Annotated in this window: 29 protein-coding genes and 1 tRNA gene; 6 read left to right on the top strand and 24 right to left on the bottom strand. The window is 65.2% G+C overall.

Going from position 1 to position 24,403, the window contains the following annotated elements:
• Positions 1-135 precede the first annotated feature (135 nt).
• Positions 136-567, top strand: coding sequence for a hypothetical protein (locus tag N1F91_RS23610; protein ID WP_289995868.1), 432 nt, complete (start codon positions 136-138; stop codon positions 565-567).
• A gap of 63 nt (positions 568-630) precedes the next feature.
• On the opposite strand, the gene N1F91_RS23605 is transcribed toward N1F91_RS23610, so the two are convergent.
• Together N1F91_RS23605 and N1F91_RS23600 are read right to left on the bottom strand one after the other, a co-directional pair.
• Positions 631-1,623: a contractile injection system protein, VgrG/Pvc8 family gene (locus N1F91_RS23605; protein WP_289995867.1), complete on the bottom strand. Its 993-nt coding sequence runs from the start codon at positions 1,621-1,623 to the stop codon at positions 631-633.
• Positions 1,624-1,661: 38 nt separating this feature from the next.
• Complete coding sequence (locus N1F91_RS23600; RefSeq protein ID WP_289995866.1) at positions 1,662-1,889, bottom strand: tail protein X; 228 nt, start codon at positions 1,887-1,889, stop codon at positions 1,662-1,664.
• Positions 1,890-2,018: 129 nt separating this feature from the next.
• Here N1F91_RS23600 and N1F91_RS23595 point away from each other — a divergent pair, with 129 nt between their 5' ends.
• A complete protein-coding gene (locus N1F91_RS23595; RefSeq protein WP_289995863.1) occupies positions 2,019-2,468 on the top strand; it encodes a nuclear transport factor 2 family protein in 450 nt (149 codons plus the stop codon).
• 5 nt (positions 2,469-2,473) lie between these two features.
• Here the strand turns inward: N1F91_RS23595 and N1F91_RS23590 are convergent, their stop codons facing one another.
• The 12 genes from N1F91_RS23590 to N1F91_RS23535 all read right to left on the bottom strand — a co-directional run bounded on the left by N1F91_RS23590 (position 2,474) and on the right by N1F91_RS23535 (position 13,844).
• Complete coding sequence (locus N1F91_RS23590) at positions 2,474-2,896, bottom strand: phage tail protein (RefSeq protein WP_289995861.1); 423 nt, start codon at positions 2,894-2,896, stop codon at positions 2,474-2,476.
• Positions 2,896-5,268 carry a phage tail tape measure protein gene (locus tag N1F91_RS23585; protein WP_289995859.1) on the bottom strand — a complete coding sequence of 791 codons (2,373 nt, stop codon included), beginning with the start codon at positions 5,266-5,268 and terminating at the stop codon, positions 2,896-2,898. The genes N1F91_RS23590 and N1F91_RS23585 overlap by 1 nt, the downstream gene beginning before the upstream one ends.
• A 183-nt stretch (positions 5,269-5,451) precedes the next feature.
• Positions 5,452-5,739: a phage tail assembly protein gene (locus N1F91_RS23580; protein ID WP_289995858.1), complete on the bottom strand. Its 288-nt coding sequence runs from the start codon at positions 5,737-5,739 to the stop codon at positions 5,452-5,454.
• A gap of 13 nt (positions 5,740-5,752) precedes the next feature.
• Complete coding sequence (locus N1F91_RS23575; RefSeq protein ID WP_289995857.1) at positions 5,753-6,289, bottom strand: phage major tail tube protein; 537 nt, start codon at positions 6,287-6,289, stop codon at positions 5,753-5,755.
• 28 nt (positions 6,290-6,317) lie between these two features.
• Complete coding sequence (locus N1F91_RS23570) at positions 6,318-7,565, bottom strand: phage tail protein (protein WP_289995855.1); 1,248 nt, start codon at positions 7,563-7,565, stop codon at positions 6,318-6,320.
• Between the two features lie 88 nt (positions 7,566-7,653).
• A complete protein-coding gene (locus N1F91_RS23565) occupies positions 7,654-8,463 on the bottom strand; it encodes a hypothetical protein (protein WP_289995853.1) in 810 nt (269 codons plus the stop codon).
• Positions 8,464-8,467: 4 nt separating this feature from the next.
• The gene (locus N1F91_RS23560; RefSeq protein ID WP_289995852.1) at positions 8,468-8,638 is read right to left on the bottom strand and encodes a hypothetical protein; all 171 of its coding nucleotides are present in this window, start codon (positions 8,636-8,638) and stop codon (positions 8,468-8,470) included.
• A gap of 48 nt (positions 8,639-8,686) precedes the next feature.
• Positions 8,687-10,993 (bottom strand): hypothetical protein, encoded by a 2,307-nt coding sequence (locus tag N1F91_RS23555; protein WP_289995849.1) that lies wholly within the window; start codon positions 10,991-10,993, stop codon positions 8,687-8,689.
• 2 nt (positions 10,994-10,995) lie between these two features.
• Positions 10,996-12,252, bottom strand: coding sequence for a phage tail protein I (locus tag N1F91_RS23550; protein WP_289995847.1), 1,257 nt, complete (start codon positions 12,250-12,252; stop codon positions 10,996-10,998).
• A gap of 34 nt (positions 12,253-12,286) precedes the next feature.
• Positions 12,287-13,147 carry a baseplate J/gp47 family protein gene (locus tag N1F91_RS23545; RefSeq protein WP_289995846.1) on the bottom strand — a complete coding sequence of 287 codons (861 nt, stop codon included), beginning with the start codon at positions 13,145-13,147 and terminating at the stop codon, positions 12,287-12,289.
• Positions 13,144-13,563, bottom strand: coding sequence for a GPW/gp25 family protein (locus tag N1F91_RS23540; RefSeq protein ID WP_289995845.1), 420 nt, complete (start codon positions 13,561-13,563; stop codon positions 13,144-13,146). Before N1F91_RS23540 ends, N1F91_RS23545 begins: the two co-directional genes overlap by 4 nt.
• A 23-nt stretch (positions 13,564-13,586) precedes the next feature.
• Complete coding sequence (locus tag N1F91_RS23535; RefSeq protein WP_289995844.1) at positions 13,587-13,844, bottom strand: hypothetical protein; 258 nt, start codon at positions 13,842-13,844, stop codon at positions 13,587-13,589.
• Positions 13,845-13,922: 78 nt separating this feature from the next.
• On the opposite strand from N1F91_RS23535, the gene N1F91_RS23530 reads away from it, so the two are divergent.
• The 4 genes from N1F91_RS23530 to N1F91_RS23515 all read left to right on the top strand — a co-directional run bounded on the left by N1F91_RS23530 (position 13,923) and on the right by N1F91_RS23515 (position 15,179).
• Positions 13,923-14,339, top strand: coding sequence for a hypothetical protein (locus tag N1F91_RS23530; protein WP_289995843.1), 417 nt, complete (start codon positions 13,923-13,925; stop codon positions 14,337-14,339).
• Positions 14,332-14,616 carry a hypothetical protein gene (locus N1F91_RS23525; RefSeq protein WP_289995841.1) on the top strand — a complete coding sequence of 95 codons (285 nt, stop codon included), beginning with the start codon at positions 14,332-14,334 and terminating at the stop codon, positions 14,614-14,616. Before N1F91_RS23530 ends, N1F91_RS23525 begins: the two co-directional genes overlap by 8 nt.
• A 108-nt stretch (positions 14,617-14,724) precedes the next feature.
• Positions 14,725-14,800: transfer RNA gene (locus tag N1F91_RS23520), tRNA-Ile, on the top strand.
• Between the two features lie 115 nt (positions 14,801-14,915).
• Positions 14,916-15,179, top strand: coding sequence for a hypothetical protein (locus N1F91_RS23515; protein WP_289995838.1), 264 nt, complete (start codon positions 14,916-14,918; stop codon positions 15,177-15,179).
• Between the two features lie 18 nt (positions 15,180-15,197).
• Here N1F91_RS23515 and N1F91_RS23510 read toward each other — a convergent pair whose 3' ends face one another.
• From N1F91_RS23510 to N1F91_RS23465, 10 genes are all read right to left on the bottom strand, one after another.
• Positions 15,198-15,728: a phage baseplate assembly protein V gene (locus tag N1F91_RS23510; RefSeq protein WP_289995836.1), complete on the bottom strand. Its 531-nt coding sequence runs from the start codon at positions 15,726-15,728 to the stop codon at positions 15,198-15,200.
• On the bottom strand, positions 15,721-16,515 hold the full coding sequence (locus N1F91_RS23505) for a hypothetical protein (protein ID WP_289995835.1): 795 nt from the start codon (positions 16,513-16,515) through the stop codon (positions 15,721-15,723). The genes N1F91_RS23510 and N1F91_RS23505 overlap by 8 nt, the downstream gene beginning before the upstream one ends.
• Before the next feature lie 91 nt (positions 16,516-16,606).
• The gene (locus N1F91_RS23500; RefSeq protein ID WP_289995834.1) at positions 16,607-17,023 is read right to left on the bottom strand and encodes a hypothetical protein; all 417 of its coding nucleotides are present in this window, start codon (positions 17,021-17,023) and stop codon (positions 16,607-16,609) included.
• A gap of 18 nt (positions 17,024-17,041) precedes the next feature.
• Positions 17,042-18,073 carry a major capsid protein gene (locus N1F91_RS23495; protein WP_289995833.1) on the bottom strand — a complete coding sequence of 344 codons (1,032 nt, stop codon included), beginning with the start codon at positions 18,071-18,073 and terminating at the stop codon, positions 17,042-17,044.
• Positions 18,074-18,242: 169 nt separating this feature from the next.
• Entirely contained in the window at positions 18,243-18,614 is a 372-nt protein-coding gene (locus N1F91_RS23490; protein ID WP_289995831.1) for a head decoration protein, read from the bottom strand.
• Positions 18,615-18,647: 33 nt separating this feature from the next.
• The gene (locus N1F91_RS23485; RefSeq protein ID WP_289995828.1) at positions 18,648-19,964 is read right to left on the bottom strand and encodes a S49 family peptidase; all 1,317 of its coding nucleotides are present in this window, start codon (positions 19,962-19,964) and stop codon (positions 18,648-18,650) included.
• The gene (locus N1F91_RS23480; protein WP_289995826.1) at positions 19,964-20,218 is read right to left on the bottom strand and encodes a hypothetical protein; all 255 of its coding nucleotides are present in this window, start codon (positions 20,216-20,218) and stop codon (positions 19,964-19,966) included. The genes N1F91_RS23485 and N1F91_RS23480 overlap by 1 nt, the downstream gene beginning before the upstream one ends.
• Positions 20,208-21,830: a phage portal protein gene (locus N1F91_RS23475; protein ID WP_289995823.1), complete on the bottom strand. Its 1,623-nt coding sequence runs from the start codon at positions 21,828-21,830 to the stop codon at positions 20,208-20,210. Before N1F91_RS23475 ends, N1F91_RS23480 begins: the two co-directional genes overlap by 11 nt.
• A gap of 9 nt (positions 21,831-21,839) precedes the next feature.
• On the bottom strand, positions 21,840-23,918 hold the full coding sequence (locus N1F91_RS23470; protein WP_289995821.1) for a terminase gpA endonuclease subunit: 2,079 nt from the start codon (positions 23,916-23,918) through the stop codon (positions 21,840-21,842).
• Positions 23,818-24,315, bottom strand: a complete 498-nt coding sequence (locus N1F91_RS23465) for a hypothetical protein (protein ID WP_289995820.1) — start codon at positions 24,313-24,315, stop codon at positions 23,818-23,820. The genes N1F91_RS23470 and N1F91_RS23465 overlap by 101 nt, the downstream gene beginning before the upstream one ends.
• Positions 24,316-24,403 lie beyond the last annotated feature (88 nt).

The following is a 24,403-nucleotide window of genomic DNA, read 5'->3' as shown; positions in this document are numbered from 1 at the left end:
GTTTGACCCAGGGTCGCGCGAAGGCACCGGAATGGATGCGTTTACGGGGCTCCTGGACCGTTCTGATCGACCTGCCAGTTCATAAATTAACGAAGCGTTAACCTTCCGCAGCGGACCGTTCGACGGCGGCTGTCGTTGGCGAAATACCGTGCCGTGATTGCGCAATCCGATCAGATGACCGAGGCCATGACCGAACCATCCCTGTCCCGCGCCGGACCCGTCGCCTTTGCGGTTGCCAGACCCGCCCGGCGACCTGACCGCCTGGACAACGTAGTTTCGATTTCGGCCTTTCGCGAAAGGTGTCGGTCTCCACGCAGCGATGATGACGGCCTTTACGAACCCGTTTACCTCGAACAGGCGTTCCAAGGCCTGGCCGCCATTCGCGTCTGGCGCGCTGACGTAAGCAGAGACCTGTTTGGCTGCTTTATCGTCGAAGTCCTGACGGGCTCGAAGGGCGGCAGGGTACGTCTGACGGTTCGATCCTTTGCCTCGGTCAAGGAGGCTGGCCTGGAAGTCGGACGCCTGTGCCACGAAGCGATGGCGAAAGGCTTCAGACCGCTGCACTGACCCATCGACAACAGCGTCAGCTTGAACTCCCTGCCCCTTTGACCGTCATGGCTCCACCGCCGTTCAGCCGATCCCGGGCTGCTTGAGTGAGACTTGCGAGACGAAGCCAGCGCCGCGGCTGAAGGTGTGGGTCACGCTGTCAATCCGGTAGTCGCCGTCGATGCCAGGCCTCGCGCCGAGGATGATGCAGAGCCCATCGGGGATGGCTTCAGTGTTGCCTTCGATCGTGACCGATCCGCCTCCCTTGTCGCGCTTCGTGGTCGCCTGGTCGGAGGCGTTCTGCTGGTTGGCCTCGTCCTCGCCGGCCCTTGGCAGGCGGTCGGCATAAGTGGCGTCGACGTCGAGGCCGGTCGCGGTCTCGACGGTCTTCCATTCCGCATTCGCTGTGTCGTACCAGCGGGTACGGATCGCCGAGAAGTTGGTGCGTCCGAGTTGCGGGGCGATGTCCCAGGCGTGCAGGTTGACGCCCCAGGTCGCGGTGACGGCAGCGGTGTAGTTGCCGTCGCGCTTCGACAGCATGGCTCGCGTTCCCTGGATGCGAAAATTGCCGCCGATCTCGCGGGCGAGCCGCTCGCCCAGATGAACGAAACTCTCGTCGCGCATGTCGACATAGGCGCGCCTGATCGAGCCAAGCTCGGGATCGACCTCGACGCTGGTGATACCAGCCACCTTCCCGGCCTCTGTCAGGATGTCCTCGATCCTGCTGTCGTCGAAATGCCGCTGCTGGCCCTGCTTGGGCGGTGCCGTGGTATCGACGCCCTTGGCCGTGATGGTGAGCATGCGCCCTGCCCCACGGCTGCCCGACGACTTGACCTCGTCGACCGTACCCTCGAAGACGACGCGGACACCGGCCCCGGCCCAGCCTAGCGCGATGGTCACCGGCGCTCCAATCTGGGGCAGGATGATCCGGCCGTTGCTGTCGTCGATCGCAAGTGTCGCGGTATCGGCATGGGTGCCGACCTTGTCGGAGACGGAGAGACTGATCAGCACCGGCAGCAGAGTCGACGTGATGTTGGACCCGGCCACGGTGACCGAGACGATGGCGCGCTTCGACATGGCCTGAAGATCCTTGCCAGATTGCCCCGTGGCGCGCGCTACCAGAGCCTGATCGGATCGAGCACCTGATGGTCCCGCGCGACCGGCACCGGCATCTCGAACACGGTGCCGAGCGGCAGGATCGGCCCGAGATCGGCGAGACCCGGATTGGCATCGAGGATCGCCTCGACCAAACCCGGCATCGGCCGCTTGAACCGGCGCCAGACGATCACCGAGAGGGTGAGCGCGTCGCCTTCCACGGTTACGGTTTCGGTGATCGTGCTCATCCAGAGCCTTCTACCCGAACTGGAATCTGTGCGCTTCTGGCCATTGACATGCCCCCTGGATTTGCTCACGTCTTTGGCGACACTGCGAGGAATGTTCCTTGTGCGAGAAGCTTGGGGAGAGAAAATGTCATGACTGATCGGCGAATCGTGATGCTTGGCCTCATGGCAGGCATGTCGGGGCTTGCAGCCGCGTCGCGGACAGCACCGGCTGCGGCGTCAGTGTCGGAATCCGATGCACAGGCGGCCATCGACAGCTTTCTCGACGCGCTGTTCTCTGGCGATCCTGCAAAGGCCGATCGGGTGCTGGCCCCCGAGTTCCAGATCCTGCGATCGGATGGGAAGAGCTACGACAAGATGAGCTATCTCGGCGCCCTGCCAAACCACAAGGTGAGGCCGGCAATCAGCAGTCTCAAGTCCACGGGTCATGGGGGCATCATCGTGACGAGCTATTCGATCACCACCGAGCAAACGATCGGCGGGCAGCCTGTGGAGGCCGTCGCGCCGCGCCTCTCGGTCTTCCGCAAGGAAGGGGATCGCTGGCTGATCGTCGCGCATGCGAACTTCGCTCAGATTGGCTGAGTGCATCAGGAGAAGAGGCCCGACAGGATGGAGAAGTATGCACCCGACGAGGGTCCCTGGCATCGCTGCACGGCGATGGTCACGTCGATGACGCGGCCAAGTCCCCTGGCGTCGAGATAGGACCACTTCTCGGACACCTGAGTGATGACGACCCAGCCCATCAGCGAGCCGTCGCCGCGCATCATGTATTGCGGCAGGCCGGATGCGCGGGCCTGGGCGAGCCGTTCCAGATCGCCCATGCCGCCGAATTTTTGGGGGAAGAGCTTTGCGGCGATCGTCCAGCTTTCTGGGCCAGCACCGATGAACTCCAGCGGTGGCATGGTGCCGAGGACCGGCTTCTCGGCAAAGCCCGCCTCATGGGCATGTCCGATGCCGGTGGCGTTCAGCGGTGCGATCTCGAAGCGCACGGGTCCGATCATCATCAGCATCACGCAAACCTCATGCCTGCATCGGCGTAGACGCCGCGGAACATCTCCTGCACCTCGTTTTGAAGCGTGCGGCGCACCTGCGCCTCGATGAGACCGGCATCGGCGGCACTCATGGCGTTGAAGGTAAAGCTCGGCGCCACGGTGATGGTCGGACCCGACGTACCGCTGCCATTCGGATTGACGTAGCCGGAGCGTGACGCGGTGATCAGTTCGGGCCCCTTCTCGCCGACCATGTAGGTCGCGCCGCGCGAGATCGGGCCACCGGCGGCACGGGCTGGCGTTGAGCCGTCCTCGCCCGAAGCCGACCCGCCGCCGAACATGTTCCTGACGCGGTTGGCAATGCCGGTGAGCGGCGCGGTGAGCGCGGAGACCTTGCCGTTGACCCAGGCGATCAGGCTGTCGAAGACCGACTTCATGCCGTCCCAGAGCGCCTGAATGGCATCGGCGCCAACCTGGTAGAGACCGGTGACCAGTCCACCGAACCCGTCGAGGATGCGGTTGGTCATGTCGGCGGCACTTTGCGCGATGCGCGCCTTGTCTTCCTCCGTCATAACCTCCTGGCTGAAGAGGCCGGAGCCGAAGAAGGCACCGACGGCATCGACCACAACGCCCAGAGCACTCCCCAGCGCGCCAAAGGCATCGCTGGTCGCCGACAGAGCCGGCGCCATGAAGTCCAGCTTCTCGCCCAGCCAGCCGAAAACCGGCCGCAAGCGTTCCCCGATCGCGGATGCGACGCCGCCAATGATGGCCGCGATGCGGTCCCAGTATCTCCAGGCCGCACCAACCGCCAGGACCGCGGCCGCGATGGCCAGCCAGAGCGGCGCCGAGATCGCGCCGATGGCGGCGACGATTCCCGTGAGGACAGCAGAAAGCCCCGACACGCCCGGAACCGCGAGCGCCATGCCACGCAGGCCAGCCGCGAAGCTCTGCCAACCCGTCATGTTGATCCCCTGCATGGCCGCCAGCGCGGATTGCAGCCGGATCATCTCCGATGCGCCGCCCTTGAGCCGCAGCAGGCTCGCGCCGACCGTGTTGATCGAGAAGGAGAGTGCTGCAAGCACGCCGCCACGCGCGGTCAGCGCCAGGAACTGGCCCGCGTTGACCGCGGCCTTGAGCGCAACAAAGCCTCCCGCAATCCCCAACAGGGCCGCCGTGACCTTCGGATGCCGGTCGACCAGATCGCCAAGCGTCTGGACGAGCGGCAGCAGCGCCGTGTTGATCTGGCCGATGGCGTCGATCAAAGCGGTGCCGACACCGGTCTTCAGGTTCTGCATCGCGATCTCGAAGGCTTTTGCCTTTTCGGCCGCCGTGTCCATCATGCGCGCGAAGTCGGCGTCGATGATGCCGGCAGCACCTCCAGCCTTGTCGCGCAGCGCGATATAGTCCTGCATACCATTCAGGAGGGGGATCAGGCCTTTTTGAACCTGCGCGTCTGCAAACAGCGTGCCGAGCTTCGACATGTCGCCGTCGATGTACCGGTTGATGGACTTGAGTGCTGCCTCGAGCGGGCTCGCGCCATTGGCGACGGCGTCCTTCAGCACCTGGTTGATGTCGATGCCGGCCTTGGCGAATTTTGCTGCAGCATCATTGGCGTTGATCTTCTGCAGCACGTTCATGAAGTTGGTGGCAGCCTCGGCACTGTCGCCGGCGCCACGGCGCACGATCTGCAAGGCTGCCGCGATATCCGACAACCCACCCATGCCGCTCATGCCCTTCGCCGAGGCGAGCGCCGTGATCGAGGGCAGGTATTGCGCCATGTCGCGCAACTCAAAACCGCCCTCCTTGCCGGCAAGCGCCATCACGTCCATCGCCTGGCCAAGATCCTCGGCGGCGACGCCCAGGTTCGACATGGCGGCAAAGCCGGCCTTCGACAGATCGATGATGCTGGCCTTGGTCGCGGTGGCGGCCTTGCCAATCGCAGGCATGGCCTTCGTGGAGCGCTCGACGTCGAGGCCCATGCCGACCAGAAAGTCCTGCGCCTGCACGATGCTCGAGGCGAACTGGTTGACCTGTTCCCCAGTCTGGCGCGCTGCCGATCCGATGCTGGCCAACTGTCCGGCCGACAGATCGCCCTTAGCGCCGAGGTCTGCCAATGTGCTCTCGAAGGCCTTCGCGCTTTCGATCGGCGCGGAGATGGCGGCACGCAGCGCATAGAAGGTGCCGATGCTTTCGGCCATGCGGCCGCGAGCCGATTCGAGCGCGCGGTTGTTGCGGGTGATGGCGGCATCGACACGATCCGACAGCGTCAGCTGCTGCGCGTTCGTGTCGCGGATGGTCCGCGAGATGCCGGTCAGGCTGCCGCCAATCCGCTTGGCTGCATCCGAAACATTGTCGACCACCGAGACGATCAGCTGCGACGTCAGGCTTGCCATGATCGTTTATCTCCACCTGTCCAGCTTTCGGTCCAAATGCTTCCGTCCGGCACGGTCCTGGAGATCATCAACGCCTGGCACCGCTGAGGCGGCGGGCCTCTTCGTGCCAGCGCAGCAGCTCGGCCCAGTCCATGTCGTTAAAGGCGGTGAGCGGCGTGGCGAGCACATGCGCCACATCGGCAACTAGGCCGCGCCACTGGCCGGTGCTGCCCCCGCCTGCATGAAACCCGCGACCGCCTCCGAGACGGCTGCGAAGTCCGCTGCCCCCATCTCCTCGACCGCCTCGACCGGAATGCCGGTCAGAAGCGCTGCCATGACGATGCCCTTGTCGAACTCGGATGCGTCCTTGCCAGCCTCGGCGTCGATGGCGCGCAGATCGCGCACCTTCGGGCTGCGCACCGTGACCTCCGCGATCACCATGCCACCCTGCTCAATCGGCTCACGCAGCCTGATCGTGACTGTCCTTGTCATGATGTGTTCCTTCTCAGCCGGTGGTCGGAATGCGCAGGAGGCGCCGCTCGTCATCGTTTTGGGACACGCCATCGAGCCGCCAGTCGGTAGAATAGAAATCCCAGTAAAGCTTCTCGCGGTCGGCAAACCAGAGCTCGTAGTGCATGACCTCGTTGATGGCGTAGCCGTGACCCATCATCTCGCCGCGCTGAAACGTGTCGGCCTCGACCTTGCCGAGACGACCTTCCATGATCGCCTTGGCCTCGTGGGCGACACCGGTACGCTTGTCGCGCACCACGCCATAGGCGGTGAAGACGCTGGCCCTGCTCGAACCGAGGCCGAACCGGGTGAGAAGATCGGGATCCCAGCCGGCGAGCTTGAAGGTCGGCTCCAGCTTCTGGATGCCAACGGCAACCTCGATCTGCACGCGCGAGCCGCCGGCATGGTGGTCCTGGTACATCTCCTGCAAGGCCGGAAGCTGCAACTCCGTCAGCGTCAGATGTTTTGAGGCCGTCGGATCGTGATCGCCGCAAAACAGGTTCGCGGCTTCCATGATGTAGATCGTGCTCATGCGAGCCTCTCCTTGTCGAGGTGGACGGTCAGCCGGTCACAGCGCCGACCTGCGAGATCAGATCGCCAAGCAAGGCGTCGAGGGCTGGGCGGTAGCGGGAGGACTGGATGCCGAGATAGCGCAGGACCGGCGCTTCTTCAGCTGCGAAGCTGACGGTGAAGCGGCCAAGCCGCAGTTCCTCCGGCGAGTTCTGGTCGCGGGTGAACTTCACCTCGAAGCCCAGGATGTCGTTGTCGGCCTTCAGGTCGCGCAGCGCCATGACCATGGTGTTCTGCACCGCCTGGATCGTCTGGCCGGTCAGGTTGAACCGGCCGAGATAGAACCGCAGCGTTCTGAGCAGCATCAGGTGGATATAGTCGCGACCGCGCGTGACGTTGTAGAAGCGCCAGAGCTCGTCCTCCCCGGCATTGTCGGTGCCGACGAAGACATAGCCGCCAGAGGCAATGGCGGTCTCGACGCCGAGTTCGCCGCGCAAGAGCACGCCGATGTTGTTCGACAGCAGCGTCTGGCCCTCGGTGGCGCCATCGGTCAACGAAAAGCTGATCGGGCGCGACGGGCCGACGATGCCCTGTACGGCCTGGTTCGCCCAGCTGTGGAACGGCCGGCCCTGCTTCTCGTGGTCGCGGCGCACGCCGATGCCAATCACGGCGGGCGACAGCGGAACGACGGTCGCAACACCGCCGACCAGCATCTTGACCGCGGGATCAACCGGGATCAGGCGATCGGAGCTGATCGTCTCGCGCCAGTCGATTGCATCCTGGCTGTTCGTGGCCGGGCCATCGACGACGGCATGGGCAAGCAGCCTGGCGCAGATCGCCGGCAGTGCCGCGCAGACGGCATTGGCCTCGCCCACGGCGCGCTGGCTGGTATGGCCGGGCGCGCAGATCAGTCGCGGGATGACGCCGAGCAGCGGACCGGCGTCGAGAAAGGCGTTCAGGCCGGTCGCAATGCCGTCGCCGACGATGTTGGCGATTGTCTCGTCGACATCCACGCCCTCCGCCACACGCACAACCACGATCTTCGCTGCGACCTGGAACTCGCCGAGCTGGGCGTTGATCAGGGTGATGGCGTCCTTGAGCGTGCCCGAGGCGCCAAGGGCCGTCAGCTTCGTTGCATCGTCGGAATAGAGGAACACCGGCGTGTCGAGCGGGAACACGAGCGCGTCGCCATCGGGCGCGGTGCCGATGATGCCAACGACCGCCATGTCGCTCCACACGGCGGGACGCGGTTCGGTGTCGATGCGCGTGATGGAAATGCCGAAGGTCGGATCGGACATGGCGTGTCTCCGCAATGAAATGATCGCCGCCGCGTATGGAAGTCCGCGAGCGCCGTGCTGGGTTGGGTGGTGGAGTGGTAAGCGCCCTTCAGTAGGCGCCGCCGTCCATGTTCGAGATCTGCGTCTGAAGGCTGGTCAGCGTCGTCTGCAGGTTGGAGACCTGGCCGATGCTGTGACCGTGGTTGCTGTCGGCCTTGGCAGCAAGGGACGTCGTCAGGTTCGGTATGTCGCCGATGCCGAGCGCCACGGCGCCGGTCTGGCCATTGACCGAGGAAACCGGACCCGATGCCAGGACCGCCTCGGCGGTCTCGGCTGCATCGGCCGCGTTCTGGGCCGCCTGCTGTGCCAGTGCCAGCGTCTCCGTGACACTGGATGCCGCCTCCAGGATCGACTTTGCAAGACCGGCGCTCGCCGAGATCACCCAGTCGTCATGCTGGGCACCGCCGATGTTGCCGCTGATCGCCGCCACCTTGAATGCGAGTGCGCCGGTCTCGCGGCTGTAGGCCTGCACCTCGAGCAACGCCCAATCGTCGATCGCGCCCTCAGCCGCCCGCGAGAGGATCACATAGGGCGTCGGTGCAAACAGCGCCCGGGCGGCCGTGTCATTGATGACGATCGTGGTCTCCAGGCCGACAGAGACGGTCAGCGGCGACGCGGACGTCGCCACCAGGAAGCCGCTTTCAGCCGCGGCACTGACCTGCGCGAGAGCGGGGCCGAGAACCTCGTTCACGCGGGTCAGACCCAGCACCACGAGGTTGTCGGACGCCGTCGCGATCGACGTGATCTGCCCGGCCAGCTCGTTCAGGCTCTCGACGATCAGCCGATAGCGGCGATTGAAGAAGTCCCGGTCGAGGTCCTGGCTGTCGCGGACCCGAAGGTCCTCGAAGCGCACCACCATGGCATCACTCCATCCGGATCGGGCTCGCCGACGCGATCGCCTCGGGATGTTCCGCCTTCAGCGCGTCGTAGACCGAGGACTTGATCGTGTAGCGCGCGCCCGGACGGAAGCGTGTGGCGGCGAACTCGATGTGCCGGTTCACCGTGATCCGGTAGTGCGAGGGTGTTTTTGCCATCACGGCGTCTCCTTGATGGAATCGGATCAGGCGGGGACTGGGCCCAGATCAGGACTGGGCGAACTCGATCAGTTCCGCGACATGAAACGTGCTCGCCGCCGAGACGGTCGAGCCGACGATCTTCACCGCATAGGTGGTCACGCTGGTGACGTTGAAGATCGAGGTCCGGCGAACGGTGCCGTCGACCAGAACAACGTCCTCGATCACATCGGCGGTCTCGGTGCCATCCAGAGCCACGCCAGTGAGCAGCGTCACCGTCGCGTCGTGCTCGGCCTCGTCGAAGGCCTGCAGGTCGGTCACCACCTTGACGCTGGTCGTCGCCGAACCCAGCGTTCGCGTCTTGCCTACCCATGTGAACGTCGTCTTCGTGCGACTGACGATCGCCTGTGAGCCGGTCAGCCCGAGGCCCGGCATCAGGTCGGTGGTGCCGGTCAGCGTCACGCGCAGCGGCAGGATCGCCGGCAGCCCGGTCAGGTTCGGCCCGTTCGGCGCCCCGTCGAGCGGCACCCATGCACCGTTGACCTGCACCTCGAAGTCGGTGCGGCAGGCGGGCGGGGTGATCGCCTCGTTCAGGATGTCGATGTCGAGGATGCCACCGGCAAGCTGCAGCGCCGTCATCTCGATCGAGACCCGGGTGCGCTCGAACTTCGCGAAGTAGAGGCGCATCTTCAGGTCATCGACGAGATTGCCGGCAAAGAAGGCGCCGTCCGTCGAGACGAAGAAGGTGCCCTGCACCACGCCATTGTCGCTGTTGGTCATTGCGACATAGTGATCGCCGGTCGTGACCGCCACGATCGCATAGCGCCTTCCCGCCACCAGGTAGGTCGGCGCGATCGCCACCTTGGTCTCGATCAGCGAAGGCAGGCCCGCACCGCCAGAATTGGCGCCGACCAGAATGTCAGCCACCGGGATGGTGGTGCGCGAGAGCACCCGGTTCAGGTTCGGCATGCCGAACTCGGTCTCGCAGACCATCAGCGTCACGTCGCCAGAGGCTGCCTTGCGCGAGAAGAACAGGCCGACCTGTGAGAGCCAGCCGTCCTGGCTGTTCAGAAACGTCTGTGCGACCTGCTGGCCGTTGATCGTGGCCGTCGACGCCACGCGGTCCCAATAGGGCTCCAGATAGACGTCGATCCAGAACTGGGTGAGCCGCACCCAGTGCACATTGCCATTCGGGATGCGCTGGCCGTTCGGCATGGTGTCGGGCAGGCCATTGGTGACCTGCCAGGTCTCGCCATCGCGCTGGAACACGCCAAGGACCATGTCGAACTGGCCCTGCCGCCACCAGGTCGAGTTGGTGCAGACCGTGCGCGTCGAGCCAAAGCGGCGGCGCTCGCGGGTTCGGGTCAGCTGCCGTACCTCGGTCGTCTCGAAGGTGTACTGCGCCATCCGCGTCTCGCCGGTGTAGCCGGTGAGATCCATGCGCAGGCCATGGGAAAACTTCGGCAGGACGAAGCCGGACGCGTTCTGGATGAAGACGTTGTTGGGATTGAGCAGCGAAAGCGGCGAGGTCTGTGTTCCGGCGATGGCAAAACGAATGCCCTCGCCCACCACCGCGTCATAGTCGGGATGATCGGTATCGGTGCCTTCCTCGTTCAGGAAATGATCGGTGCCATAGTAGATGTAGGCGCCGGGCTCGAAGACCCGCTGGCGCAACTCGTCGAGCTGCTGCGTCAGGTCGACGATCTCGTTCTTGAGTGCCACGGCGAGAAACCGGTCCGCCAGTGCCGAGAGGTCGGTGCGCAGCGTGTCGACCTGGCCGCTGATCTGGCCACGCCAATTCTCCAGCGCGGTGACGCGGTTTGCTACCGCGCGAAGGTTCGGGAGCTGGGTCGGCGCCCAATGCTCGATGCCGGTGACACCGGTGGTGTCAAGCAGCAGGTAGGCGATGACCGTCACGTTGGCATCCGTCGTCGGATAGCTTGGGTCCGGTCCCTCGACGCCGGCCACCGTCGAGACCTCGGCGCGGCGCAGGTTCTCCATCGCCACCGACTGCGGCTCGGTGGTGCCGGCCTCGGCATCGATCAGGAAGTCGCGCGGCTGCACGTCGGTGTCGACCGACTGACCGAAGGTGACGATGGCGACGCGGCGCCTGGTCAGGAAGGGCAGCGCGTTGAACAGGTCGATCACCACGTTCTCGTTGCGGTCATGAACGGCGCCATTGGCGTAAAGCCGACCGGGAGACAGCGTCACCTCGGTCGCTGCGGTCTTGGTTACGGCAAAGCCGACATAGCCGCGGCCCGGCTCGACGGCATCCCTGACGATATGATCGAGCGAGGTGCGTGCGAACTCCTGCGTGCTGTTCAAATCGCCCGACTGAAGCTCCTGCCGGTCGCGATAGATGACGATGCGTTCCATGTTCAGACCTCGATGTATCCGCCGACGGCGGCCTGGCCGATTTTTAGTCGATCGCCGGCGCGGATGGCGCGATGGGTTTTGGTGTCGATGAGGATCTTGTCGCGCAGCGACTTTGTGATCCGCACCGCGTGTCGCGCGTCCGCGATCGGCTTCTTCGACGTTGAGAGGACGAAGCCCTGCACGAAGCGGCCCGCGATGCGCCACGGCCGGCGGCCTGGCAGCCGGATGCTGGCCTCGGCATGGTAGGCCGGCATGCCGAGACGGGTGTTCCCGAGATGCATCGATCTGCAGCGCTCGATCGGGATGCGATCGGGATCATGGATGTGCCAGCGCTCGAAGAGATGCCGCCAAGCGATCGTCGGTGGCAGGAATCCGCCCGCGATCCGGCTCCCACCGCCGGCATGGACGGCACCCTTCTGGCCCGAGTGAATCTCGGTGACGAATTGCGGCCGCACGTCGATCAGCTGGGCCTGTGGCCAGACCGTCGTGTAAGTCTCGCGCCCGAGACGGAACTCGTAGCTGGCATCGCGCGGGATGCGGATCATCCGCTGCGCGACGCCCTGATCATCGACGAGAAAGCCGCGTGCTCGAGGCGGTGCGTCGAGGTGGATCGCCCTCGTGGCTTTTGGGCCGAGGATCACCTCGTCATAGGCCGTCGCGCCGAGCAGGCCGACGGTCTCCAGCTTCCCCTCCCGGACCGTCAGCGTCGTCTCCACGCCGCGGTCCCACAGCTTCGCTGTCCGCGTGTAGCGGGAGGCATTCGTGCTGACCGGACGGATCGGTCCGAGTAGTGTCCAGCCGAGCATGCGCTTCACCGACAGGAAGCAGCCGAAGGGTCCCGTCCGGCCGCGCGCGACGAAGGGATAGACACGCAACTGCGCAAACAGCGCGAGATACGCCTCCCGCTCGGCTGGCGTGAACGCAGGCGAGAGGTGCGTTTTGGCGGGCGGGACGATGAAGCGGCGCAGATCGCCCCCCATGATCCTAACCGCCTCGGCGATTGCCGTGGCCGTGCCCTTGCGCGCATGCATGCGCAGCGATCGCGCCAGCATCAGCCGATGCTTGTCCTCCGGCCATTCCTTCTCCCAGAAATCGACCGAGAGCCCCCACGCGACCCACGGCAGGAAGGGTGCGGGCACCTCAAACGGTCGCACCAGCTTTGGTACATCGAGCGGCAGGTCGGCACTGCGCGCACCGGTCAGGTCCGCCGCTTCTTCGAACGCCGTGCGGTTCTGAGGAAGCAGCGTGTCGCGGGTCATGGGTCAGTCCTGACTTACGAAACGGTTCGGCGACCTACTGGTCCCGGGTGGTCTGGACGGTCACGGTCGGCGCGGTGATCGCGTAGACCTGGTTCTCGTCCAGGACCACGTCCTCGGCTGGCGCGAGGAGCTCGACCGAATGAACTCCCTCCTGATGCAGCCGGGCAAAGATCGCCGAGCGGCGCAGGTTCATCCCGAGCATCCGGTTGCGCTCGAGCCATTCGGACAGGGCAGCGGTCGCACGGCTCTGCACCAGCGTTCCGTCCGGGCCGGGATAGAGCGTCAGCTTCGCGTCGATCGTGACGGGCACAACCTGAGCCCCAAGCACCTGCACCACATCAGTCAGCGGCCGGACCGCGTCATCACGCAGCGCGATCAGCACGGACTGCAGTTCGGCCGGCGTCGGAACCGGATCGATCCCCTCCTTCAGCATCGTCACCCGCACGGTGCCCGGCGCCGTCATCACCGCGCTGACATCGCGCGCCCACGGCGCCACGGTCAGTGCGAGATACTGGTATGCGCCCTTCGGCCCCGCCACAGAGAAAGCCTCTGGCGCCAGCTGGATGCGGCGGCGAAACCGCTCGTCCGTCTCATCCTCCTGCCGCGCCGTCGCAAACAGTGCGCCGAGATGGTCGAGGTTCGAACCGTAGGACGAGGCCAGCAACACCGCGCGGGCGCTGTCGTTGATCCGCGCCCGCAGCAGCAGCTCGCGATAGGCAAAGGCCTCGATCAGCTTGCGCGCAGGCTCGCTCTCCAGATCAATCACCCCGACGATGGCGGGGAACCGCGCGACCAGATCATCGCGCATCTCGGTGACGATCGCCTCGTAGTCCAGCGTCTCGACGATATCGGGCGGCGTCATGGCCGACAGGTCGATGGCGGTGAACCGGCTCAAGCGCTCTGCCTCCGCTCGATCAGGATGCCGTCCGGGTTGGCGTAGGCGTCAACCCGCCGCGCACCGACGGCGGTCAAATCACCGAACACAGCGCGCGGGCGGTATTCGCCGTCGAGGAAGAAGTGCAGCCGGCCTTCGCGCGTCACCTTGACGATCTCAATCCGGGTGACCCGGTAACGCGGCTCCCACTGCTCGATCGCCGAGGTAACCGCGACGAAGAACGGGGTGACGTCCTTTGGCGTGATGTTCTGTCCGAGCAGGTTGGGCACGAAGGAGCCGTACCATTCCCGCATGATGCGCGTGCCGAACTGGGTGAAGAAGATGTCGCGCAGGCTCTGTTCGACATGATCCCAGCCGGTGATCGTCCCCCCGGTCGCGGCATCGAGGCCGATAGATGGTTCCTGGAGCGTTGCCATCGGTCAGGGCCTTCGCGTATGCGTTAATCGGACGCGTCGGTGGTCACGGACGCCGCTATCGCGCGCGCTGATACTGCCCTTTTTCCCTTCGTCTGGATCGCGACCTGTGGCGCATCCTCAGCGTCGACCGCCTTCGCCGGCAGGTCGACACTGACCAGCGTTCCAAGCCGCACCTCGTGTTCGGCCTGTTTTTCGGTCAGCGTCAGCACTGTGCCGACGCCGGTATTTGTGTGACCGGCGACAAAGCAGCCGGCGCGTTCGGTGATCGCATAGCGTGGCATGGGTCTTCTTTTGGATCTATCTCCGCTTGAATTGGTGTCGCGGACCGGCTCTGGCCTCCGACGGTCACGGGGACTATCATGGCATCGCAAAGCGACATCTACGAACGCCTGAGGAGGGTAGAAGCGCTGTTCGCCAGCGCGGGGACTGACGGGGGAGCAGCAGCGACTGCCCCCGCGATCGAACGCCTCAAGGCGCAGAACGACCAGAGTCCGAAACGCAACGAGGAGCCGACGATCGAGCTTCAGTTTTCGTTGCCGGATGCGTGGGCGGTACGGCTGTTCTTCGCGGTCTGCCGCAAACACGGCATCACCCCCTACCGATGCTCGCGGCATAGCTACACCACGGTCGTCGTCAGGGTCCAGAGAACCCATTTCGTGAATGTCGTGGATGCAGAATTCCAGCTATTGTATCGCGAGATGATGGATTATCTCCACGAGACGGCAGAGCACCTCATTTGCGACCTGTTGAAATCGGACGGAAATGAGTATGATTGACGGCAGCGCTCGGGAAGATACTGGCGGCCCGGGGATTGGTACCCGGTTGGCCCCTCGAGATTCCCCGAATGACAGCAATGAGGGTGCCGCCAGCACGATCAATCTAATCGACTGGGAAGCCGATGGCAATTTCAGCGCCTATAGCTTCCGTCAAACCACAGGCGGCATCAAGGTCGAGTTCGCCCTGTCCGGATTCTTCGGCGAGAAGGCCAAGGCGATCAAAGCCAGCCTGCACAAGGAACTGGACAAGCTCGTACTGTTGTCGGTATCGGCATAGGCCGCTTCCCAAGGCGGACATGGTGGGACTGTAGTACCAGAAAACCCAGGCACCGCGATGTCCATCGTGATGGCGTAAAATGCCTCTTTCAGGACCAACCGCCTGATAGGGCCGGTAGCTCAATGGTCAGAGCCGGCGGCTCATAACCGCTTGGTTGGGGGTTCGAGTCCCTCCCGGCCCACCATTTTTTCCCACACTCGATCGCGCCGGTCCCGAACCGCTGCATGTGATGATTGCAAGGCAGCAACGGCGCGAACTGAGCGGCTGACTTCGGGTGCGGCCATGCCTATGCTACCGCCATGGCCTGGACGGTGCAGAAACTGATCGACGATCACATGACGCTGCACGCGTCTTGCAACGCCTGCCATCACAACCGCCAGCTCGACCTCTCCGTTCTGCGCGAGCGCCTCGGTCCCGACGCGCCCGCCATGGCGCCCGACCTGATCCCCCGCCTGCGCTGCGATGGTTGCGGCGGCCGAGACGTGTCGCTGACATATTCCCCGAACACGATGGCGAGCGGCGATATCGGCGCGAGCTACCGTCGGGCAAAGGACGGGCGGTGACTCTTGACGGCCAGCTTCTCAGTTCGCCGGCACGTCGGTCGTGCCCGCGCCCGGCGTCACGCCACCATGGATGTGGCTCGAGCCGATGTTCCTGCCATCGTGACGAATCGTGCCGCCGGTGATCTCGATGCCGGAGCCGGTGACCTCGAACGAAACGCCGCCGACAGCGATGGTCACCAGATCGTCGGCCAGCGTCAGCGTGACATTGCCGTAGGTGATGACGTTCCGGTCTCCGGCATCCGAGGGCGACGGGTTCTTGTCGGAGAAGGCAAGCGGCACGGCCACGGCCTGTTGCCAGTCGCCGCCGGGCGCGACCAGCGTCAGTTGCTGGCCGACCGTTGGCGGGATGTGCGCCTTCAGGGCGCCCGCGACTTGCGAATACGGCACCCATGGCGACAGGAACCGGCCGCCTGCGGTGCTTTCGCCGAGATCGAGCCGCGCGCGACCCTTGGCCGGGTCCACCTCCGCCACCGTGCCATGTCGGATCGTGCCGGCGAAACGGCGCTCCAGTTCGGCGATGCGGGCGGCCAGTTCGACGATCTCACGCATGATTGGTCACCGTGAAGGCCTCGCCTGCGTCCGGATCCAGGACGATGCCGGTCAATTCGACCGGATTGCCGTCCTCGTCAAAGACCTGCCCGATACCGAGCCCCTCGGCCGTGTCCATGGTGATGCCCAGCATGTTGGCGGCACGCTGCCAGTCGGACGCCGGCTCGCCCTCGATCTCGGCGCGCAGCATGTTTGCGACCGGAACAAGCACCGCGTCCGCCGACATTACCGTCAGCACATCATCCCAGGCGGTGCCGGCCTGGATATTTGCGCCAGCCACGGGCGGCTCGATCAGATCGCAAGTAATCACGATCTGGCGGGCGGCAAAGCGCACGCCGTTCTCGGCCGATGCCCCGCGCCGCGACAGCCGCTTGCTGATCCGTGGCACCAGCTTCATCCAGACCCGCGACCAGTCGGTGCGTTCGCGTGTCAGGGCGGCAACGACCTGATACTCGATCATGTCGAGCACCAGCTCCATGCCCTCGTCGGTATGCGGAATGGCGATCGTCGTGGCATTGCCGTCACCATCCGTTGCCGGAATCTCCACCCGCGCAGCGATGGCAGCCTCGATCACCAGATCGCAACGGGCATCGCCATAGGTCAAGTCCCTGCCCGTGATATCGGCCTCATGATCGTCGGTCATGACGACCAGGATCGGTTGGCGGGTCTCGGCGATGGTCTGGTCGATCGGATCGATGGCGCTGTCGAAGACGCGGTCGCCGGCAAGCGTCGCACCCCTCAGGGCACGCGCGGCAGCGATCCGCATGGCAAGACGGGCCAAACTCATAATGCAACATCCTTCCCGACCAGAAGAAGGTTGAGATCGGCCCGGCCGCAGGACACCAAACGCGTGATCCGCATGGCAAGACGGGCAAGACTCACGACGGCTGATCCTCACGCACCAGGATGAAGTTCAGGTCGCCGCGATCGGAGGGCTCCACGCGGGCGATCGTATAGACCGGGCAGCCATCACGACCGATCAGCGTGATCGTGTCGCCCTTCACGGGACGCGCCGAGAGACTTGCTGCCGTATCGGCGGCGATCCAGAACGCGGCCGTCATCGTGGCGAGCCTCGTCGTGCCGGCGAAGTCGCCCGAACTGGCAGACCCCTTGAGCGAACTTTCGGCTGGGCCGGCCGAGAAGACGCCGGTGACCGCCTGCAGATGGCGATCCTCATCCGCTGCCCGCTCCGCATATTGCGAGGACACGCGCGGCCGAAGCACCACCCGCTCACCAAAGGCCTGCACCGTTGCAGCCGACAACGAAGCATCCAACGCGTCAAACGGCGAAGTCATGGATCAGTCCCCCAGCGATCAGGTCCGCTTGCCGGGGATCAGCACCCTCGGGCGCGTGCAGTACTGCAGCGCGTTCATCTGGAACTCGAGGTTCACGCCCTTGCCGTTCTGCATCTCCCACTGCTTCCCATAAAGCCGCTGGCCAGGCGTGTTGACCGTCTCGATGTAGTCGGCGGGGCCGTAGACGGTTCGAAAAAGGCCAGGCACGCCCATCGGAAACAGATGGCACTTGTCGGTGGCGATGCCGACATTGTCGCCGCCTCGGTAGTTGGCCCAGGTGATGCCGCCGAAGTCGAAGGTGCCGTAGATGCCCGAGGATCCGGTGTTGATATAGGCGGCGCGCAGATTGGCCGCCTCGGCATATCCCTTGTAGGTCTCGCGCACCTCCTTGTGGGCGACGAGATCGTCGAAGAAGGCGTCGCCGCAGAAGGCGAGGATCCCGGAATAGGGCAACCCGTCGAGAATGCCGGCCATCTGCCGCACGACGCCGGCGCACTTCTTGCGCAAGGCGCCCTCGGCCGGATTGGCATTGTCGAGGTCGAAGTCGATCTCGGCCTGCTGGCTTTCGCCGAACTCGGAGAAGTAGTCGAATAGGACCGAGCCATCCGCGTCCAGCAACTGGCCGGTCTTGAGGATGTTGAGGCGGTGATACTCCTCGGTCAGCGCGAAGAACTGCGAGGCTTCGGCCGCCCGGTCGGCGATCTTGGCCTGCAGGCGCTCGACCGCGATTTCCTGGCCGAAGGCGCGCACCTGCTGCACCTCGTCGGCATAGATGGCGTCATCGACCTGGAAGTGCGGCACCTTGAGCATGCGCACGGCGCGCTTGGACTTATCGAACGTCTGGCCCGGACCGCCGCGAGGACTTGCCGCGACCAGCATGCGGTTTTGCTGCTTGTCCTTCTCGATTGCGATGTCGAGCGTGTCGATGCTGGTCACCTGGAACAGCCCCATCTGGCCGATGCGCGAGGGGGTGTATTTGATCTCGCGCAGCGCGTCGGTGAGGCGCATGACGGAGAAGGCGTCTTGGCTGAAGATGTTCAGAATGGACATGGTGGTCTCCTGTCAGCGCACACGACAGAGCGACGGACGCAAGGGCATGCGTCCGGGATCACAAGTGCGGATTGGGTTGGGCTGCGGTCGATTGCCGACGTGCTACGACGCTCGGCGATCATGAAAGTGGACTGCCGCCCGGAAGCGGGAGTTCAGCGCTGGATGGCGATCAGCGCACGATGATGCCGACGGCGGCAAGGTCGGCCCTGGCTGCGGCCCGTTCGGCGGGCTGATCACGATCGGCGTGGAAGGTGAGGATGTTGCCGTTGATTTCGGCGTCACGCAGGATCGCCGCGATCTTTTGGTCGGCAGAGGTGGCGTCACAGCCATTAAGCGAAACGGCTGCGGCCGTCTGGCTCCCATCCACGGCCCCGATGGCAGAGACCAGATATTTGCCCGACGCGGTGATCTTGCCGAGCACGGAGCCGGGCGCGATGACGCCGGCGCCGCTGGCCACGGTGATGGTCTCGCGCGAGCGCTGGCCATTGGCCTCGCTCATCAGGAATTCGCCGGGATGGCGGGGTTCGGTCAGAACCGTCATGATCATGTTTCCCTATGGTTTGAGTGCCACGCGTCAGGCGAAGCGCTGGTTGGCGTTGGCGATGGCCCGGGCCCAGCCGCTGGCGACACGCTCGGTGGCATCGATGCGAATGCTGCCGGCATTGGCCCCCATTTCCGCCTGGCCCGCCGCGCGCTCGGCAATCGACGCCACGCCGCTGGAAGCCTTCGGCGACGCCGCCAGCACCTTGGCCGTATCTTCGGCACTCATTGCCGTATCCAGCGCCAGCACCATGGCCTGCGCCTCACGGCCCTTGGCTTCCTCGCAGCCGAGAATGCTCCTGATACGCGCCGTTGCTTCGGCCCTGCCGGCCCTCATTCCCTCGGCGCGGGCCGCTTCGACGGCGGCGTTGTGATCGGCCTGACTGATGCCTGCGATGGCCATCGGGGCGGTCTCGACTGGCTTGCTCATGGCAAAACCTCTCCTTGTGCTGGTGGCCCCGCGGGCCCATTTGGACAGTTCGGCGAGAACCGCGTCGAGCGTCGCGATCCGGTCGGCGAGGCCGACGTCGATGGAGTCCTGACCAAGATAGGTCCGCGCTTCCGTTGCCCGGACGGCCTGATCGCTCATCCCGGACCGGTTGGCGGCGACGACGGCCACGAACTGGTCGTAGACCTTCGTCACCTCCGCCTGCAGATCGGCATGCACGGCCTCGGGCAGCGGTCCGAATGGATGTCCGTCGACCTTATGGCGGCCGGCATGGATGAGGGTTGCCTTCACCCCCTTGCGCTCCATTTCGCCGGAGCGATCGAGATGGGTCAGCACCACGCCGACCGATCCAACGATCGAGGTCGCGGATACCACGATCTCTCGGGCGGCACTGGCCAGGCCATAGGCAGCCGATGCCGCCATGTCGTTTACGAAGGCTGTCACCGGCATGGTCTGCGCGACCTGCGCGATCTGCGCGGCCAGCGTGAACATGCCGCTCGCCTCGCCGCCCGGACTGTCGATGTCGAGCAGGATCGCCGAAACCTCCGGATCGGTTGCGGCGTCCGACAACTGCTTGCTCAGGCCCTCATAGGAGACGAGACCGGAACTCGCGCCGATCCAGGCGCCGCGATTGACCAGCGAGCCGACGATCGGGATCGTCGCCACGCCGCTGACGATCGCATAAGTCCGCTGCCGGCCGTCCTCGCCGATGCGACTGCCCATGAAGCGATTGGCGTCGGGCGAGAGTGGTGCGAACTGCTCCACGCCGATCCGGCCCTGCAGCACATGCAGCACGATGGCCGCCTTGTCGGGGTGCAGGAGCAGCGGCCGTTTCAGGACGCGTGACGCCAGATGCGCAAGCGTCGGACCCTCGGCCGCCGGCATGATGTCGGGCGGTTGCATCAGATGCCCCCTCCTGTCGCGATCGCATGCCGGCGCGGCCGTTGGCCCTCGGACAGCGCGCATTTCTGCTCGAAGCCACGGATGACGCTGAGAAGCCGGTCAGGCTGCGCCCTGTGGAACGTCACCGACCGCTCCACACCCGACGATCCCGCCTTGAACGTCACCATCATCGCGCCCTGTCCCGCGATCAGGTCGTAATAGACCTTGCGCAGGGTGGCGGCCGCGGCACACGGGTCGCTTTCGTCAACGGTCATCGCGTGCCTCCGAAGGTGCTACGTCTTCCTCGGCATCGCCCCCGGCGTTCGGATCGTCGCCGGCAGGCGTCGTGATCCCCTGATGCTGCGCGTCCGGCAGGCCGTAGGTCTGGCGCAGCGCCTTCTCCCTTGCGCGCTGCGCATAGACATCCTCGATGTCGTAGCCGAGATCCTCGGCAATCGAGGCGTCCGTCATCACGCCAAGCCGGCACCAGATCTCGTGCGCCTTGGCGGTCTTCAGATCGTCGGCCTGCGGCTTGGGCGCACCGCGCCAGATGGCCCGCGAGGCCGCCGCGCGATGGGTCACGAACCCGTCGAGCCCACCTGGAAACGGAATGCCGCCGCGCGCGATCTCTTCTTCGAGCCAGGCCTCGTAGACGGCATTGCAGAACGGCGCGACGATGTGGGCGCGGCGGTAGAGCGTGATCTGAAAAATCTCGCCGGTCGCCATGCGCACCGACGAATAGGTGGCATTGGTGTAGTCGGCCGTCGCACTCTCGTAGGTCAGTCCCATGCAGCGGGCGAGCTCGCGCAGGAGATGGGCTGCAAAGTCGCGATAGTCGGAATGCGGATGCTGGGCGCGGTGCAGTTCGAGTTTTTGGCCCGGAAACAGATGCGCAATCCGGCCATTGATGCCGAGATTGATGGCGGCGTTGTCGTACCAGCCCGCCTGAGCCTGGATATAGGCATCCCATGGCGAGATGCCGCCGGCCGACAGCCGCGCCTGTTCCTGTGGGGTGAGCAGTCCTGCCAGCACCTCCTCGGTCGGTTCGTCCGATGTGATCGATGCGGCAAACACCGTCTGCAGGATCGCCGCCGTCAGCGTCGCATCCGACAGCTGGTCGAACTGGCGGGCCACCTGCAGGGCCGGCGTCAGCGGGCTGATGCCGCGCACCTGGCCGGGCAGGCCGTCAAAGACGTGGACGACGCGAATGCGGCCTAACCCATCGCGGGCCTGAACTTCCGTCTCCTGCGTCAGGCCGGTGACCGGATCCTTGCGGCCGACCAGGTAGGACACCGGCATGCCGTCGCCATTCATGCGCACGCCCTGGACCACACGGCGCAGACTGTCGGTTCGCCGCGACACGCGGTGCGCAGGAACGAGCCGAACCTTGGTGCCGTATCGACCCCCCGGCCGTTCGCGCCAAGGCAGTTCCGCCCAGATCTCGCCGGTGGCAAACCAGGAGCGGAAGGCGCCGGCCTGCATCAGGGCAAACGACCGCCTCCCCTCGATGTCGCACTCATAGGGCCGTTCGGCCCACAGCCCGAACCGCTGTTCGACCAGCTGCGCCCATTGCTCGGCCTCCGCATTGCTCATGCCGAAGACGTCATTCTCCGGCATGGCTTTCAGGCGAAGGCCGGTGCCGACCGTGCTTGCCACTGCCTGATCGAGTGCGCCCGCCATCCAGCCGGAATTCTGGATCAGGTCGATGGTGCGCGCGGCGGCCAGATCCCACGAGGCGCCGACATCGTCGGCTGCATCGCGCAGCGCCGGCCGCCAGCCGCCGAACACGACGCCGCGATTGCCGCGCATGAAGTCAGCGCGGACCGTCGGTGGTGATACGGGCCGGCCACGCACCGGCGCCAGCCAGTCCCGGACGCGGTTCATCATGCCCATGGATCACCTGTTCAGCCTCGAGGAGAGCCCGGCAAAGCGCGCCCGCAGATCGGGTGCTGCCGCAACAGCCATGCCCGCGGCGGTTCTGATCGGTGGCGTCTCGACCGCTCCGTCTACCGCGTCTGTGTCAGGGTCAATGTCCACGTCGGCACCGACGTGGGCGTCCCGCGACCCAAGCTGCCCCGCGTCCGTTCGGTCGCGCAAAACACCGTCGGGAATGCGCTGGACGTTCAGCGAATAGCCGATCGCCATGGCCAACGCCTCACAGTCGAGAAAGTGGTTCTGCCGCGAGCGTTGCACCCATTGCGGCTTGCCGGTCGCGCCATCGACGACGCGCACCTCCGAGACGAGCTGCCTGGCGTAATCCTCGTCGATATCGTCCGGCACGATGAAGGAGCCCGGCTGGTCGAGCGGCGTCCTGATCCGCGAGACCAGCAGCGACTTGAAGAAGTCCGTCGACAGCCACACCAGGTTGATCGAATAGGATGCCTGCTTGCCCTTCGGCGTCACCTCGATCTTCGACACCCGGTAGGGCGGCGACATGGTGGCCCGCCCCTTGGTCGGCGAGACCAGCCAGGAATAGCGGCGCGTGAACTCGTAGACCTTGTGCTCGTCGCCGCCATCCGGCTTGTTGGGCCGAAAGCCCGAGTCGATGAACACCCGCTCGATCTGAAGCCCCGCGATCGGCGTCAGCATCAGATCGGCAAGCGCGTTCCAGACATCGTCGTCATCGGTCGGCCCGAACAACTGCCCCCTGTCGATCAGCCAGGAGCGGCCGCGCGAGCCAAAGCCGCGGATCGTGTAGTAGAGCGACAGTTTTTGCACATCCACGGCCATGCCAAGCCGAAGCACGCCGTCCGGCACCTCCTTCATCCGGTAGGGCTGGCGCCGCTGCAGGATCTCCTGCCAATCGAGGGCATCGCGTCCCGAGGCCGGCGTGTAGCATTCGCCAAAGCCGGCATTGAGGGCTGTCTGCAGCTGGTCGGGATCACCCGAGGCGAGTGCCCGCACATAACGTTCGACTCGCGTGCCCCAGGTCACGAAGGGACTGGCAAGACCACTCGCCCAGAAGCTGATCACCGCATTGTCCGGCGGTGAGCCTCGGACCTCGCCATCCTCGACCCATTGGCCCGGCGCGACATAGAGGCCGCGGGCGTTCATCTCCGTCTTGTCGGCGTCGTGATGCAGGCCGCCGCAATGCGGGCATTGCAGCTGCGCCAGTCTCGCGGCTTGCGCCGGGGTCGCATCCTCCGGCCAGCGCATCTGTTCGAAGCGCGGCACGAAGTAGCGATCGCAATGCAGGCATGGCCAGCAGAAGTGATGTCGCGTACCGGACTGCCAGAGCTTCCAGATGGCGCTTTCCACCGCATCGGGATCGCCAACCTTCCAGAAGGTCAGCCCACTCCTTTCGTCCCGTTCGGTCTCGACCAGGCCACGCGACGGCGTAGACGTGATCGCTGTGACGAAGTCGGCATAGGTCTCGCCGCGGGCCTCCACCAGGCCGAGCGGATCGCCCTGGCCCTTCACGTTGGCCAGCATCTCGTCATACTCGTCGACCAGGGCTAATGCCGCCGGGCTCGACTTCAGCGCCGCCGACGATCCGGCATGGGCAAGGCGGACCGGAACACCGGCCACGACCTTCAGCGTCTTCTTCATCCGCCGCCCGCGCACCACCTTGGCAGCCAGCGTCTCGGCCTCGTCGAGCAGGCTCATCAGCCGCGGTTCGAACTGGTCGGTCAGAAAGTCCCGGATCGGACCGACATACAGGATCGGCGCCGGACGCTGGTCGAGCCTTGCGCCCATGATGTCGAGCAGCCCGTCGGTCTTGCCCATCTGAGCGCCGCAGACCATGACGACGCGTTTGTGATGACCAGCGTGAACCGCCCGCACCACCGGGATGACATAGGGTGTGATGGACGGATCACGCGGTCCCGGCAGACCGGACGTCTCCGGATAGATCCTGTTGGCACGGGCCCATTCGTCAGGCGTCAGCCTTCGTGCCGGCCGCAGGATGGCTTCTGCCAGCCTCCAGGCCTTCAGCCTTTTGAGCGGCTCGCTCGGCAAGGCGCGAAAGGACACCATCTATCTCCGCTTCGATCTTCTGGCGCTCGTCGATGATGCGGGTCAGCCGCGCGGGAAGCCCGGCCAGTTCCGAACGCACCATGCCGGCCAGCTCCGCCATGTCGGTCAGGGCATCATCGATCGGGATCAGGTCGCGCGTGCGCTCGGCGATCCGAAGCTCGATCTCGAGCGCCCGGGCATCGCGCACCCGACTGTCAGCGGCCGACTTGGCCGATCGGCGTTCATCGTCCTTCAGGTAGCGCAGATACCCTTGGACGGAGCCGACGAGCTGGACATAGCCGCGCTTGTCCGACCTCGGCACATAGCCCTGCTTGACCAGCTGGCGGATGCGCTCCTCCGAAATCATCAGTAGCCGGGCTGCCTGCCCGACCGGGATCAGACCGGATGGCTCGGCCATGATGCCTCCCGTGCCGGGACCGGTCGACATTTGCGCGGATTTGCGCGCAATCCGACTTGGCTTTGGCGCCGTTCAGAGCGTGTGTGAC

It is taken from the genome of Aquibium sp. ELW1220 (assembly GCF_030398385.1).
GTDB lineage: Bacteria > Pseudomonadota > Alphaproteobacteria > Rhizobiales > Rhizobiaceae > Aquibium.
Note: the sequence above shows the minus strand (reverse complement) of the source record. Positions and strands in the feature narration are given on the sequence as shown.

Excerpts from the sequence above, each read along its gene's own strand:
- N1F91_RS23605 (WP_289995867.1), bottom strand. The coding sequence starts at position 1,623 with ATGTCGAAGCGCGCCATCGTCTCGGTCACCGTGGCCGGGTCCAACATC.
- N1F91_RS23600 (WP_289995866.1), bottom strand. The coding sequence starts at position 1,889 with ATGAGCACGATCACCGAAACCGTAACCGTGGAAGGCGACGCGCTCACC.
- N1F91_RS23595 (WP_289995863.1), top strand. The coding sequence starts at position 2,019 with ATGACTGATCGGCGAATCGTGATGCTTGGCCTCATGGCAGGCATGTCG.
- N1F91_RS23590 (WP_289995861.1), bottom strand. The coding sequence starts at position 2,896 with ATGCTGATGATGATCGGACCCGTGCGCTTCGAGATCGCACCGCTGAAC.
- N1F91_RS23585 (WP_289995859.1), bottom strand. The coding sequence starts at position 5,268 with ATGGCAAGCCTGACGTCGCAGCTGATCGTCTCGGTGGTCGACAATGTT.
- N1F91_RS23580 (WP_289995858.1), bottom strand. The coding sequence starts at position 5,739 with ATGACAAGGACAGTCACGATCAGGCTGCGTGAGCCGATTGAGCAGGGT.
- N1F91_RS23575 (WP_289995857.1), bottom strand. The coding sequence starts at position 6,289 with ATGAGCACGATCTACATCATGGAAGCCGCGAACCTGTTTTGCGGCGAT.
- N1F91_RS23570 (WP_289995855.1), bottom strand. The coding sequence starts at position 7,565 with ATGTCCGATCCGACCTTCGGCATTTCCATCACGCGCATCGACACCGAA.
- N1F91_RS23565 (WP_289995853.1), bottom strand. The coding sequence starts at position 8,463 with ATGGTGGTGCGCTTCGAGGACCTTCGGGTCCGCGACAGCCAGGACCTC.
- N1F91_RS23560 (WP_289995852.1), bottom strand. The coding sequence starts at position 8,638 with ATGGCAAAAACACCCTCGCACTACCGGATCACGGTGAACCGGCACATC.
- N1F91_RS23555 (WP_289995849.1), bottom strand. The coding sequence starts at position 10,993 with ATGGAACGCATCGTCATCTATCGCGACCGGCAGGAGCTTCAGTCGGGC.
- N1F91_RS23550 (WP_289995847.1), bottom strand. The coding sequence starts at position 12,252 with ATGACCCGCGACACGCTGCTTCCTCAGAACCGCACGGCGTTCGAAGAA.
- N1F91_RS23540 (WP_289995845.1), bottom strand. The coding sequence starts at position 13,563 with ATGGCAACGCTCCAGGAACCATCTATCGGCCTCGATGCCGCGACCGGG.
- N1F91_RS23535 (WP_289995844.1), bottom strand. The coding sequence starts at position 13,844 with ATGCCACGCTATGCGATCACCGAACGCGCCGGCTGCTTTGTCGCCGGT.
- N1F91_RS23530 (WP_289995843.1), top strand. The coding sequence starts at position 13,923 with ATGGCATCGCAAAGCGACATCTACGAACGCCTGAGGAGGGTAGAAGCG.
- N1F91_RS23525 (WP_289995841.1), top strand. The coding sequence starts at position 14,332 with ATGATTGACGGCAGCGCTCGGGAAGATACTGGCGGCCCGGGGATTGGT.
- N1F91_RS23515 (WP_289995838.1), top strand. The coding sequence starts at position 14,916 with ATGGCCTGGACGGTGCAGAAACTGATCGACGATCACATGACGCTGCAC.
- N1F91_RS23510 (WP_289995836.1), bottom strand. The coding sequence starts at position 15,728 with ATGCGTGAGATCGTCGAACTGGCCGCCCGCATCGCCGAACTGGAGCGC.
- N1F91_RS23505 (WP_289995835.1), bottom strand. The coding sequence starts at position 16,515 with ATGAGTTTGGCCCGTCTTGCCATGCGGATCGCTGCCGCGCGTGCCCTG.
- N1F91_RS23500 (WP_289995834.1), bottom strand. The coding sequence starts at position 17,023 with ATGACTTCGCCGTTTGACGCGTTGGATGCTTCGTTGTCGGCTGCAACG.
- N1F91_RS23495 (WP_289995833.1), bottom strand. The coding sequence starts at position 18,073 with ATGTCCATTCTGAACATCTTCAGCCAAGACGCCTTCTCCGTCATGCGC.
- N1F91_RS23490 (WP_289995831.1), bottom strand. The coding sequence starts at position 18,614 with ATGACGGTTCTGACCGAACCCCGCCATCCCGGCGAATTCCTGATGAGC.
- N1F91_RS23485 (WP_289995828.1), bottom strand. The coding sequence starts at position 19,964 with ATGCAACCGCCCGACATCATGCCGGCGGCCGAGGGTCCGACGCTTGCG.
- N1F91_RS23480 (WP_289995826.1), bottom strand. The coding sequence starts at position 20,218 with ATGACCGTTGACGAAAGCGACCCGTGTGCCGCGGCCGCCACCCTGCGC.
- N1F91_RS23475 (WP_289995823.1), bottom strand. The coding sequence starts at position 21,830 with ATGATGAACCGCGTCCGGGACTGGCTGGCGCCGGTGCGTGGCCGGCCC.
- N1F91_RS23470 (WP_289995821.1), bottom strand. The coding sequence starts at position 23,918 with ATGGTGTCCTTTCGCGCCTTGCCGAGCGAGCCGCTCAAAAGGCTGAAG.
- N1F91_RS23465 (WP_289995820.1), bottom strand. The coding sequence starts at position 24,315 with ATGGCCGAGCCATCCGGTCTGATCCCGGTCGGGCAGGCAGCCCGGCTA.